13 protein-coding genes are annotated in these 12,392 nt (G+C 54.9%); 6 read left to right on the top strand and 7 right to left on the bottom strand.

From position 1 onward, the window contains the following. Positions 1 to 16: 16 nt before the first annotated feature. Positions 17 to 418 carry a cytochrome c maturation protein CcmE domain-containing protein gene (locus tag J7I43_RS16935; RefSeq protein WP_209147039.1) on the bottom strand — a complete coding sequence of 134 codons (402 nt, stop codon included), beginning with the start codon at positions 416 to 418 and terminating at the stop codon, positions 17 to 19. 142 nt (positions 419 to 560) lie between these two features. On the opposite strand from J7I43_RS16935, the gene J7I43_RS16930 reads away from it, so the two are divergent. Genes J7I43_RS16930 through J7I43_RS16920 form a run of 3 tightly spaced genes read left to right on the top strand, consistent with a single transcriptional unit; the run spans position 561 to position 3,480 of the window. Beyond that, positions 561 to 1,595, top strand: a complete 1,035-nt coding sequence (locus J7I43_RS16930; protein ID WP_209147038.1) for an agmatinase family protein — start codon at positions 561 to 563, stop codon at positions 1,593 to 1,595. 2 nt (positions 1,596 to 1,597) lie between these two features. After that, complete coding sequence (locus J7I43_RS16925; protein WP_209147037.1) at positions 1,598 to 2,188, top strand: hypothetical protein; 591 nt, start codon at positions 1,598 to 1,600, stop codon at positions 2,186 to 2,188. Further along, entirely contained in the window at positions 2,185 to 3,480 is a 1,296-nt protein-coding gene (locus J7I43_RS16920; protein ID WP_209147036.1) for a radical SAM protein, read from the top strand. Before J7I43_RS16925 ends, J7I43_RS16920 begins: the two co-directional genes overlap by 4 nt. 39 nt (positions 3,481 to 3,519) lie before the next feature. On the opposite strand, the gene J7I43_RS16915 is transcribed toward J7I43_RS16920, so the two are convergent. Further along, on the bottom strand, positions 3,520 to 4,779 hold the full coding sequence (locus tag J7I43_RS16915) for an MFS transporter (RefSeq protein WP_209147035.1): 1,260 nt from the start codon (positions 4,777 to 4,779) through the stop codon (positions 3,520 to 3,522). Between the two features lie 149 nt (positions 4,780 to 4,928). Between J7I43_RS16915 and J7I43_RS16910 the strand changes: the two genes are divergently transcribed. The 3 genes from J7I43_RS16910 (at position 4,929) to J7I43_RS16900 (ending at position 8,688) form a co-directional block, all read left to right on the top strand. Then, complete coding sequence (locus J7I43_RS16910) at positions 4,929 to 5,816, top strand: hypothetical protein (protein WP_209147034.1); 888 nt, start codon at positions 4,929 to 4,931, stop codon at positions 5,814 to 5,816. Between the two features lie 97 nt (positions 5,817 to 5,913). Further along, on the top strand, positions 5,914 to 7,371 hold the full coding sequence (locus J7I43_RS16905) for a DUF5723 family protein (RefSeq protein ID WP_209147033.1): 1,458 nt from the start codon (positions 5,914 to 5,916) through the stop codon (positions 7,369 to 7,371). 12 nt (positions 7,372 to 7,383) lie between these two features. After that, positions 7,384 to 8,688, top strand: a complete 1,305-nt coding sequence (locus J7I43_RS16900; RefSeq protein WP_209147032.1) for a bifunctional folylpolyglutamate synthase/dihydrofolate synthase — start codon at positions 7,384 to 7,386, stop codon at positions 8,686 to 8,688. On the opposite strand, the gene J7I43_RS16895 is transcribed toward J7I43_RS16900, so the two are convergent. From J7I43_RS16895 to fbp, 5 genes are all read right to left on the bottom strand, one after another. Then, a complete protein-coding gene (locus J7I43_RS16895; protein WP_209147031.1) occupies positions 8,689 to 9,243 on the bottom strand; it encodes an NUDIX hydrolase in 555 nt (184 codons plus the stop codon). A 25-nt stretch (positions 9,244 to 9,268) separates the two neighbouring features. Next, a complete protein-coding gene (locus tag J7I43_RS16890) occupies positions 9,269 to 9,799 on the bottom strand; it encodes a YfiT family bacillithiol transferase (protein ID WP_209147030.1) in 531 nt (176 codons plus the stop codon). 20 nt (positions 9,800 to 9,819) lie between these two features. Further along, entirely contained in the window at positions 9,820 to 10,584 is a 765-nt protein-coding gene (locus J7I43_RS16885; RefSeq protein ID WP_209147029.1) for an ABC transporter ATP-binding protein, read from the bottom strand. A gap of 105 nt (positions 10,585 to 10,689) precedes the next feature. After that, positions 10,690 to 11,220 carry a CAP domain-containing protein gene (locus tag J7I43_RS16880; protein WP_209147028.1) on the bottom strand — a complete coding sequence of 177 codons (531 nt, stop codon included), beginning with the start codon at positions 11,218 to 11,220 and terminating at the stop codon, positions 10,690 to 10,692. A gap of 57 nt (positions 11,221 to 11,277) precedes the next feature. Further along, positions 11,278 to 12,285, bottom strand: a complete 1,008-nt coding sequence (fbp, locus tag J7I43_RS16875; protein WP_209147027.1) for a class 1 fructose-bisphosphatase — start codon at positions 12,283 to 12,285, stop codon at positions 11,278 to 11,280. Positions 12,286 to 12,392: the final 107 nt, after the last annotated feature.

The following is a 12,392-nucleotide window of genomic DNA, read 5'->3' as shown; positions in this document are numbered from 1 at the left end:
ATACAGTTACAGTTTGCTAAATATCTTTCGAGGCGCTGTAGGCCGTTTGTTCATCTTTATATTTGGAAGGGCATTTCATGAGTATCTTGCTGCAATGGAACTCGTTCCCCACCATTTTCCCCGTCAGCACCAGTTCCGTTGATTTTTCGAAATCGGTCGGGCGGGTGCCGTTAAACACCACCTTCACGATATCCCCGCTTTTGTCTTTCATATGGAAGCTGAAAAAATCGGCGTTCACCACGGGGTCGTACACCACGGCTTTGCCTTTGTCCAGCGCGCCGATCACGTGGATCTCCTTGCCTTCTTTTTTTCTTGCGGTGGCAAAGGTTTCATAGGTACTGAAGTCCCCCACCATCATCACCATACCGGCAACGCAAACCGCTATTACAATGAGCAGAATAATACTTGTTTTCTTCATCCTTACCAGATTAGCAATTAGTAGTGAACAAAGGTAGCCAAAAAAACCATGACAAACGGCTGATATTCGTCAGGTTTCCGCGCCGGGTAATCCAATTTTTACCTGTACCTTTGCGCCGAAATAAGCAAAGTAATGATTTATCATGGCTGATTTATCGCAATTTGACCCCAATTCGCCGGGATTGCTGTCCAATAACATATTTGGGCTGCCTTTCAGCGAGGAGGACGCGCGGCTGGTATTGCTGCCCGTGCCTTGGGAAGTGACGGTTTCCTACAGCAACGGTACCGCCCGTGGCCCGGAACAGATCTTTAAGGCCTCCCTGCAGGTGGATATTTATGACGCGGACGTGAAAGACGGCTGGAAACAGGGCTTTTTTATGCGGGAAAGCAACCGCCAGCTGCTGCTGAAAAGCGATTATCTCCGCAAAGAAGCCGAGCTTTATCTCAAATTCCTTTCCGAAGGCGGGGATATTTCCGAGAACGAGTTCCTCCGGCGCTCGGTAGACGATGTGAACCGCGGCACCGAGAAAATGAACGAATGGGTATACGCCCAAACCAAAGAGCTGCTCGAAAAAGGCAAGCTGGTGGGCCTCGTGGGCGGCGACCACAGCACCCCGCTGGGTTATTACCGCTCCCTCGGCGAACAAAAGGGCGATTTCGGCATTTTGCAGATCGATGCGCATGCAGACCTGCGCAACAGTTATGAAGGTTTCAAATATTCCCACGCTTCCATCATGTACAACGCGCTGGCCGAAGTGCCTCAGCTCAAAAAGCTGGTACAGGTGGGCGTTCGTGATTATTGCGACGAGGAAGTGAATTATATTAAGAACAGCGAAGGCCGCGTGGTAACGTTCTTCGACCAGGACATCAAAGAACGGCAATACGAAGGCGAAACCTGGAAAAGCATCTGCGACAGCATCATCGACCACCTGCCGCAGCAGGTGTACATCAGTTTCGACATAGACGGCCTCGACCCGAAGCTGTGCCCGCATACCGGCACGCCCGTGGCCGGCGGGCTCGAAGGGCCGCAGGTGTTCTATCTTTTCAAAAAGCTGGTGGAAAGCGGCCGCAGGCTGATCGGTTTCGACCTGAACGAAGTAAGCGCCGGGCACGATGAATGGGACGCTAACGTAGGCGCCCGTATGCTTTTCAAATTGTGTAACCTGATGGTGAAATAAACATGTACAAATTCCGCATACTACATCCCAACGCTATGACGCGCCTGCGTTTGCAGCCGGTCATGCACGGCATGATCGGGATACTTTTCCTGTTCAACGTGATCGGCGTGTACAAAATGCCCAACCCGAACTGGTTCATCGCCGCGCTGTTCGTAGTGATGGGCGTGGCCAGCCTGCTGTTCCCCTTCATGCTGCGCCGCGTGCGCAAGATCGCGGAAACGAATACGGTGCTGCGCATGCTGCAGGCTTTCACCATGCTCAGCGGTTGCCTGTTCTTTTTATCGCATATGCAGCCCATCATCGGCTTCACCCTGCTGCTCGCCGGGCTGGGCGTGGCCTACATCGGTTATGCCGAATACCGGATATTGCAGCCTTCGTACGTAACGGCAGACAATACGGCCATTACATTGCCCACCATATTCGGCTCGCGCCGCCACGGATGGAACGAAATGAAAAACGTAATTTTGCGGAACGACCTGCTTACGCTCGATTTTAAAAACAATAAACTGCTGCAGCTCGAAGTGCTGGACGAATTTGGCCCGGTGGAAGCAGCAGAAATGAACGCTTTCTTTCAATCAAGGATCAACGCATGAATGTATCGCCTTATATAATGTATTCAGACGGTAAAGGGAATATTTTTGAAGATACTTCCCTTTACGTGGTAGGCCGCAGCGGTTGGGACGCTATTCCCATCCCTGAAGACGAGTGGATCGAGCTGCCCGAAGGCGGCAACCTCTACGAGCTGCCGGGCCGACGCGGTATCGGCATCGACGTAAATACCGGCGAAATGCGCCTTTGCGAAAAAGGATGGGCCGTAGCGGCTTTTATTCCTCCCGCGCACACCGGCTTTTACCTCGCCGCGTACGAAACCGCGCCCGACGCGCCTACCCTGCCCCTGTTCTGCTACACCGCGGCAGGCTGGCACGGCGATAAATTTTATGTTCCGGCCATACGCATCGAGCAAGACATCCGGCAGGAATGCGCCGGCTTCAGCGACAACAAAGTGAAAAGCGGCGTCAGCCACATGCTGGAAGCTTACCCGCACAACCGGCTGGTGCAGCACCTGGCGAACAATTGCGCGCTCACGTATCATTGTCCCGCCGCCCGCAACTACTTCATGGGCCGCTGGGAATGCCCCATCCCTTCTTCCCCCGCGTGCAACGCCAATTGCGTTGGCTGCATTTCGTTCCAGCCGGAAGAAGAAACGATCGTCAGCACGCAGGACCGTCTCACGTTCAAGCCCACCGCGGCGGAGATCGTCGAGTTCACCGTGCCGCACCTCGAAACCGCTCCTTACCCGATCGTGAGCTTCGGCCAGGGCTGCGAAGGAGAGCCGCTGCTGATGTGGGAAACCATCCGTGAATCCATTCTCGAGATCCGCAAACACACCCCGAAAGGGAGCATCAATATCAACACCAACGGCAGCAAACCGGCGGCCGTGCGCGAGCTTTGCAAAGCGGGGCTCAACAGCATCCGCGTGAGCATGAACTCCGTGCGCGAACATATTTACACGCCGTATTACCGGCCGAACAATTATACGTTCGCAGACATCATCGAAAGCATCAAAGTGGTGCGTGAATCCGGTGGATGGGCGTCTATCAACTACTTTGTGTTCCCGGGCATGACGGACAGTGTGGAGGAATACGAAGCGCTGCGCCAGGTGATCATCGAAACGGGGCTGAACATGATCCAGTGGCGGAACTTCAATATCGATCCGGACTGGTACCTGGGCAAACTGGGCGTTACGGAAACGGGAGATTGTTTGGGCATGAAACAGATGATGGAACTGCTGCGCGATGAATTCCCCGATCTGAAATTCGGGTATTTCAACCCGCCCATAGAAAGGATTAAAGGGAATTACGAAGCGGATTTCGCGCACGCGTAAGCGCTTCTTAAAAATAATACGGCAACGCCGCGGCGGAGGTTACACTTCCACCGCGGCGTTTTCCATTACAGGGCGCGGGCCGGGCGCGGGCGTGGCGTTCCCGCGCTTCAGCATCACCCTGAAACCGATGCTGGCCAGCAAACAGATGCCGCCCACGATATACCACCATTTATCAAACCCGATCCTTTCCACCGTAAAAGCCCCCAGCGTTGGCGCCGCGATGGTGGCCACGCAATACGCGATCGTGTACAGCCCGGCGTATTGCCCGCGGTTATGCTCTTTGCTGCGGTGTATCCAGAAATTGTTCATAAAAGGCATGCTCAGCATTTCCCCCGCCGTAAACGTCACGATGTACACGAACGCCACCGCGTACACCGGCGGCAGGATGTTGAACATCAGGTAAGCCATGCCCAGCAAAATGCTGCCCATGCTCATGTACGCCACGTCCGGCCGTTTGTTTTCCAGTTTGTACACCAGCACCATCTCGATCAGCGCGATCAATATACCGTTCACCGACATCATCACGCCGATAAGCGCTTCAGACATCCGGACTTTTTCTTTCAGATACACCGGTACGATATTGAACAGCTGGAAAAGACAAATGGCAAATAGCGAAACAAGCACGATGAAGAAAAGGAATACTTTGTCTGTGTACGCCGAAACCCCGCCGTGTACCGGCTTTACGGCCACCGTTCCTTTTCCGCCTATGCTGCGCACCGGTTTCAGGAACACGCGCAGCAGGATGGCCGCGGTGATGCAGGTGAAACCGTCCGTCCAGAACAGCAGGTTGTAGCTGATGGTGGCCAATAACCCGCCGATGGCCGGGCCGATGGAAAAACCGAGGTTAGACGCGAGCCTGAGCAGCGAATAAGACCGCATGCGGGAGGCCACGTCGCTGTAATGGGCTACGGCCGCAATGTTGGCCGGCCGGAAAGATTCCGCGAACACCCCGGTGACGAACATCATGGCGGTCACCTGCGGGAAAGTGTGCATTTGTCCGAGCAAAAAGAACAGCAGCCCGTTCATGACCAGGCTCCAGAACTGCACGGGCGCAAAACCGATGGCGTCCGACAATTTTCCGCCAAGCCAGGCGCCCGCGATGGCGCCGGAACCGTAAACGGTCACAATAAGCCCTGCCTGTTCCAATGAAAACCCCAGTTTCGACGTTAGATAAATGGTCAGAAAAGGGATCACCATCGCGCCGCTGCGGTTGATGAGCAACACGGCGGCCAGCAGCCAGACGCGGCGCGGGATGCCGCCGTAGGCGCTTCTATACAGGGAAAGCGTTTTGTGGAACATTTGCCCGCAAACTACATTGGGGCGGCACATTTTCCAAAAGCGAAATGATGAATCGCATTAGCAGCGGACGAACCACGCGAAACGGCAGGAAATTTGCAGCAAACGGCCGGGCTATTGCCGTAACAAAAAAATATTAACTTTGGAACACCATGGCTGAACAAAAAAAAGAAAAGAACGTAAAAGCGGCCGGCGTCACCATCGCCGTGCATGCGTTACTGTTAGTGGGTCTGTTCCTCATCAGTTTTTCCGCGCCTCCGCCCCTGCCTGACCAGGACCTGGGAATGGAAGTGAATCTCGGCACGTCAAACGATGGCATGGGCGACGAACAGCCGCTCAACCCGAACCCTCCGGCAGCCGCGCAGCCTGCTCCTTCCACGCCGCCACCCGCGCCCGCGCAGGCGGAAGAGCAGGGCAATACGCAGGAACTGGCCACGCAGAACGAAGAGGAGGCCCCGGAAGTGGAACAGCCGCCCAAACCCGCTCCCAAACCGAAAGAAATTGCCAAAACGATAACATCGAAAACCCCAAAGGAAACACGCAAACCGAAAGCGGTGCAGCCGCCCGTGCCCACACCGCCCGCTCCGGCGAAACCGAAAGCCGTGTTCACCGGCGGTTCGTCTACCAGCGCCAACAGCGGTAACGGGGCCAACGGCAGCAACAATTCCACCGGCGAAGGCAATACCGGCAGGCCCGGCGACCGTGGCGTGATCGGCGGCGATCCCAATGCCACCGGCTACACCGGCACGCCCGGCGCAGGCAGGGGCGCGTCGGACTTCAGGCTGAGCGGCCGTAATCTTGTGAACCGGCCTTCTGTAGAATGGGAAGGCAACGAAACAGGGTATGTTGCCATAAACATTAAAGTAGACAGAAACGGCAATGTGATCAGCGCTACGCATACCTTAAACCGCTCAACCATCAGTAATCCTACAGCGGTGCGCATTGCGCGCGACGCGGCCATGAAGATCAAATACAATTCCAGCACGGATGCGCCGGAAGAACAATTCGGCACGATCCGTTTTTATTTCAAATCAAGATAACGGCAAGGCAGAATATTCCGCCCGATTTCCCGTTATAAGAACTAATGCGAACTAATCTGCGGACTATTCTATGCTGCTTAAACGACTTCTAACGGCCATGCTGATACTGTGCGTTGCAACTGCGGCACAGGCGCAGACGTTCCCCGGTTACAATACCAGCCATTATGCAGGCGTACACGCCATTCCTTTTAACCCCGCCCTCGGCGCCGGTACCCGCTACCGCTGGGACGTAAACATTGTTGGCGCCGACGTAAAGGCAGGCAACACTTACATCCGCGCGTTGAAATCCTCTTTGCTTTCAGGTGAAAAACTGGTCAGGAACGTCGATTATTTCCCGGACAGCAACGCCACGCCTTCCCAAAAACAATACGCCTGGGGCAGCGCAGACCTGATGCTGCCTTCCGTGCTGTATTCGATAGACGAACGGCAGTCCGTCGCCTTCACCTGGCGCGTGCGCGGCTCCGCATGGGGCGGCGGGGCGCAAACCACCACCACTAATTTCTTCATGCTCGACTACCCGAATCCCCGCTATTTCGACCAAACGTTCGCAGACGAATACGGCGCCGCTTTCGGCCATTCGTGGAACGAGTTCGGTTTCAGCTATTCACGGGTGATCAAAGACCAGGGCGATCATCGCTGGAAAGCAGGCATTACCCTGAAATATCTCGGCGGGCAGGCCGCCGCTTACGGCGTAGGCCGGGATGCTTCTTTTCTTTTTGAAGACCGGACGAAAGCGGACATCAACAGCGGACAGTTCTTTTTCGCGTACGACGAAGGGCAGGACGATTGGGATAAAGACAACGTGATGGCCAACTTCAGCCCGTTCCAGAACCCCGGCATCGGTGCGGACATTGGCGTGGTGTACGAATGGCGGCCGGACAACGACGGGCTTAACACCATTCACGAAGGCGGCGACTGGAACCCGGACGCCGATACCTGGAAAGCACGACTGGGCGTGTCTATCGTAGACATCGGCGGCATCCGGTATACAAAATCGGCTACCAGCGCCAATCTCGATATGCGCGGGCAGGACATACCCGTCAATCTTCTCAACAAAAGAAAAGAAGAAAGCATCCGCAGCTGGACCAGCAGGTTGGCCGGCATGTTCACCCCGCTCGAAACCGAAGACAATTTTTATATGAACCTGCCCACCAGTCTTAATTTGATGGGCGATTACAATATCGACGGGCGCTTTTTCGTGAGCGCGGGCGCTACCGTGGCGCTCAACGGCGGCAAAAAAGACGACAATAAAACCACCGCCCTCACACAATTGCAGATCACGCCGCGCTGGGAAAGCACTTACCTGGGCGCGTACCTTCCTTTCCAGGTGAACCGTTTCGGACAGGCAGACGCGGGCGTGGTGCTGCGCGCGGGCCCGCTCGTAATCGGCTCCGCCTCTATCTTCACTAACCTCTTCCGTGAAACAATTAATCATGCGGATGTATTCGTAGCTTTGCGCATAATTCCGATCCGTTTCAACAAATGGAGCTGGGATAAAGGCAACGGCGGCATCTTCAGAAAGAAGCGTAACCAGCTGGGTTGCCCTGACATATAGCCAGGCGATTTTATGAATTATCAGCAAACCATCGAATTCCTCTTTAGCCAGCTGCCCATGTTCAGCAAAGTGGGCGCGTCCGCATTTAAAAACGACCTGCTCAATATCCGCGAGCTGTGCGGCATACTCGGCCATCCTGAACAAAAATTCCCTTCCATCCATATCGCCGGCACCAACGGCAAAGGCTCTACCAGCCATATGCTCAGCGCCATTTTGCAGCAGGCGGGCTACAAAACCGGCCTTTACACTTCTCCCCACCTGCACGATTTCAGGGAAAGGATCAAAGTGAACGGGGAAATGATACCGGAAGAAGCGGTGGTCCGTTTTACGGAGCGCATGAAGCCCAGCATCGCCACCATACAGCCTTCTTTTTTTGAACTGACGGTGGCCATGGCCTTCGAATATTTTGTTGAACGACAGATCGATATCGCAGTGATAGAAACCGGTCTGGGCGGTCGTTTGGACAGTACCAACATCATCTCTCCCCTACTTTCCCTGATCACAAATATCAGTTACGACCACATGAACATCCTGGGCGATACCCTGCAGCAGATCGCGTTTGAAAAAGCGGGGATCATCAAACCGGACACGCCCGTGGTGATCAGCGAAACGCAGCCCGAATCGGTGCGCGTGTTCAGCGACACAGCAGACAAACGGAACGCGCCGATCCGTTTTGCGGACAAGGAATACCGCGTGATCCACCGCCAGCCGGGGGCGAACGCGCTGCATCTTTCCGTTGAATACATTCCCACCGGAGACGTGGAGCCTTACGTGCTCGACCTGCCGGGGCATTACCAGGAAAAAAATCTCATCGGCGTGCTCGCCGCCATGGAAATACTGCAGCTGAAAGGTTTTCCCGTGCCGCAGGAAACCATCCGCGCGGCGCTCTCCAACGTAAAACGCCTTACGGGTTTAGGCGGCCGCTGGGAAGTGATCGCGCAAAACCCTTACACCGTGCTGGACGTAGGGCACAACGAAGCCGGCATCCACGCCATCATGGAACAGCTGGCGCTGGTGAGTTATCGCAAACTGCATATCGTTACCGGTTTTGTGAAAGATAAAGATGTGGCCGCCTCGCTGCGGCAGCTGCCGCCCGATGCAACCTATTATTTCACCAAAGCGCAGATACCCCGTGCCATGCATGAGAACGATCTGCTGAAACTAGCCAGGGAAGAGGATTTACAAGGCACAGCTTATCCCGATGTACCGTCCGCTTATGCCGCGGCGCAGGCCCATGCGGGAAAAGACGATATGATCCTGGTTTGCGGAAGCGTGTTTATCGTCGGCGAAATGCCTGTTGGCAGCGGCAGGATCTAGTTATTGTTTCGCCTGCAATTCAGCGAGTTTTTCAAGGCCGTAATACAGGCAGGTAACGTGCAGCGCCTGCAGGAACTCGCGTTTTTTCAGCATCTCCCGCAATTCTTCAATGCTCACCGTCAGCACTTCGATCTCTTCATTATCGTCGAGGTCCTGCTCCTGCACCTTTTTACCGCCCACGGCGAGGAACATATGCACGAGGTTGGTGGTGGTGGATGGATTGGCGGACACTTCTCCCAAACCGTATATTTCACTGAAAGCATAACCGGTTTCTTCCAGCAGTTCGCGGCGGATGGCCACTTCAGGGCCGGCATCTTCCGGGTCCATCACGCCGCCGGGAATTTCCTCCAGCACCCGCCCGATAGCGTGGCGGTATTGGCGGATAAGCAGCACTTTCCCGTCTTCCGTGAGCGCCATGGCGTTCACCCAATCGGGGTATTCGAGCACGTAATAAGCGTCTACATGTTTGCCCATCGGCGTTTCGCAGATATCTCTCCGCACGGTGAGCCATGGTTCTCTAAACAGGTATTCCGATCCTAAAGTTTTCCAATGCAAAGCGGTGTCGTTTTATAGTGATGGGTTATTGCCAGCCTTCGCGCTCTTTCAGCTTTTCGATGTGCGCGAAGTGATGCAGGCCATGCCAGCTGTAGTTGGCAAGATGCGTGGCAAGATTGTAGGAGGCGTTGTTACCGGGATGAAAAAAAGTTTTGTCCCAGGCGCGCGCGTCCATATGTTCCAGTACGGCTACCCAGCGGGCGTGCAGGGCATGCAGCAGCGTGATGGAAATGTTGATGGGCGTGTACTGCACATCGGGCAGCTCCGCGAAAGCGGCTTCGTCGTAGGGTTTGATGGTAGGATTATCTTCCGTGAGGGCTAGCTTCAGCCGTATAAAGCCGTTCATATGCGAATCGGCCACGTGGTGCACTACCTGCGCCACAGTCCAGCCGCCGGGGCGGTATGGCGTTTCCAGCTGGTGCGCGTCCAGGTTTTGCACGGCCAGCTCCAGCAGCGAAGGCAGGTGCCGGATATCGTTGATGAATTTTTTCCGCATCTCTGCGGTGATCACGGCGGGCGCATGGAAGCGGCCGATGGGGTAGCGTAAATCTTCCATTATACGGGCGTTTTGAAGGATTATTCTTCGCGCAGGTCCTTACCGGTGAGGTGAATGAACACATCTTCCAAGTTGGCCAGCTTCACTTCTTTTTTCCGCTCGAAACCTCCCGCCACCAGTTGATCGATCAGCGCGTCCGGCGAATCAAGCGCGATGATCTTCCCGCTGTCTACGATGGCGCAGCGGTCGCAGAGGAACTCGGCTTCGTCCATGTAATGCGTGGTGATCACCACTGTGGTGCCCTGTTCGCGCACCTGCTGGATGAGCGTCCAGAGATTGCGGCGCGCCTGCGGGTCGAGGCCGGTGGTGGGCTCGTCGAGGAAAATGATGCGGGGGCGGTTGATGAGCGTGGTGGCGATGGAAAAACGCTGTTTCTGGCCGCCGGACAGGGATTTGTATTTCTCCGCGGCCTTGTCTTCCAGGTTAAACTGCCGCAGCAGCGCCTTTCCGTCTACTTTCCGGTTATACAGGCCGCCGAACATTTCTATCAGCTCCAGCAGGTTGAGGCCGGGGTAATAACCGGAAGTCTGCAACTGCACGCCGATGCGCTGTTTGATGGCTTCGGGGTCTTCGTCGAGATTGATCCCGTCTACCACAATGCTGCCCGAGGTTTTTTCCCGGAGCGTCTCGATGATCTCGAGGGTGGTGCTTTTGCCCGCCCCGTTGGGGCCCAGGAGGCCGAACACCTCGTTCTCGTACACGTCGAAGCTGATCCCTTTCACGGCGGTGAAATCCCCGTACTTCTTCACCAGGTCTTTCACTTCAATGATCTTTCGTTTTTCCATGGGGCCAAAATACGGCAAAAAACATTGCAGCGTATGCCTGGCCTTAAAATGCGTAAAGGCGCGGTTTCCCGCGCCCCTACACTCAAATAAACAGTTAGTAAGCAGTTATTTTTTAGCCGTGGTCGCCGGCTTGTTGATGAATATCTGCGTGAAATAAACGATGTTGCCCTTTCCTTTGGCCGTGCCGATGCCGATCAGGTTAAAGTCGCCCAGCATATTCTTGCGGTGGCCGGGGCTTTTGATCCATCCGTCTACCACGGCCTGGGCGCTGAGGTTGCCGTATGCCACGTTTTCGGCGGCGGCGCGGACGGTGCCGAGTTTTTTGGAGATGTCTCCCACGCGGGATTCAAACCCGTCGTGCCCGAAGCCCCTGCGCCCGGTAGCCATGGATTTGCTGTGGTCGCGCGCTTCGATGCTGACCACGTTGCTAAGCTCCAGCGGTTTCAGGCCTTTGGAACGGCGGAACTTGTTCACGTAAAAAAGGATGTCTTCCTCCACGGATCGCTCATCTCCGTCCTTCGCCGCGGCGGATGAAGAAGCGGAAGGCGCTACGGGCCTGGAGCAGGCCACGGACTGGGAGGCGGCGAATACGCAGGCCGCCAGTACAAGGATCTTACAATAATGCTGGTTAAACATGTTTCTTAAAACGGATTTTTAATGCTAAAAATTGTATGATCCAATATCAGGCCAGTTTTAGCGGAGGGTTTCTTTCACGGCTTCTACCATCTTACGCGAGCCGATGAAAATGGGAATGCGCTGGTGCAGCTCGGTGGGCTTGATGTCCAGCAAACGCCGCTCGCCGTCTGCGATGGACATTCCGCCGGCTTTTTCCATGAGAAAGCTCATCGGGTTGCATTCGTAACAAAGGCGCAAACGGCCTTGGGTGTATTTTCCGAAAACGGGATACATAAAAATGCCGCCCTGTACCAGCGTGCGGTGTATTTCAGACACCATGCAGCCTACGAAGCGGTGACGGTATATTTTCTGATTGGCGTCTTTCGCCATGAACAGGTCGATGGCCTTTCTTACTTTTTCTTCGTAAAGATGATAATAGCCCACGTTTACGGAGAAAATATCGCTGTCGTCGGGTACTTTGAGATTGGGATGGCTGAGGCAGAACTCGCCGATGCTCGGATCGAGCGTAAAGCCCTGCACGCTTCGCCGCGTGGCGTATACGAGCATGGTGGAAGAACCGTAGATGATGTAACCCGCGGCGATCTGCTGGCTGCCCGGCTGCAGGAAGTCTTCCAGCGTGCAGCGCGTGCCGTTGGGCGACAGGCGGCGGTATACGGAGAAAATGGTGCCGATGGAAACGTTCACGTCGATATTGCCGGAGCCGTCCAGCGGGTCCATCAGCACAACGTATTTGGAGTTCATCGACAGCTCGTCGTCGAAAGCGATAAAATCTTCGTTTTCCTCGGAAGCCACGCCGCAGCAGTAGATGCTGTTGCGCAGGGAATTGATAAGCTGGTCGTTGGCAAATTCATCCAGCTTCTTCACGGATTCGCCCTGCACGTTGGTTTTGCCGGCTTCCCCCAAAATATCCGCGATGCCGGCCTTGTTCACTTCCACGTTCACTCTTTTGGAAGCCAGGCCTATATCCCGCAGCAGGCCGGAAAGCTGGCCCGTGGCGCCGGGGTAATTGCGCAGTTCCTGGATCGTAAATTCATCCAGCGTCATCACTCGGTTGTTCATTTTCATATACGTGTTTAGGTTTGGGTGCGCTAAATTAAGCTAAAACGCTAAAACATTGGGTTTTATAAGAAAACGGTCATTTTCCGGCAAAGAGATTTTTAAACAATTCTACA

It is taken from the genome of Chitinophaga chungangae (assembly GCF_017742215.1).
Classification (GTDB): domain Bacteria; phylum Bacteroidota; class Bacteroidia; order Chitinophagales; family Chitinophagaceae; genus Chitinophaga; species Chitinophaga chungangae.
Note: the sequence above shows the minus strand (reverse complement) of the source record. Positions and strands in the feature narration are given on the sequence as shown.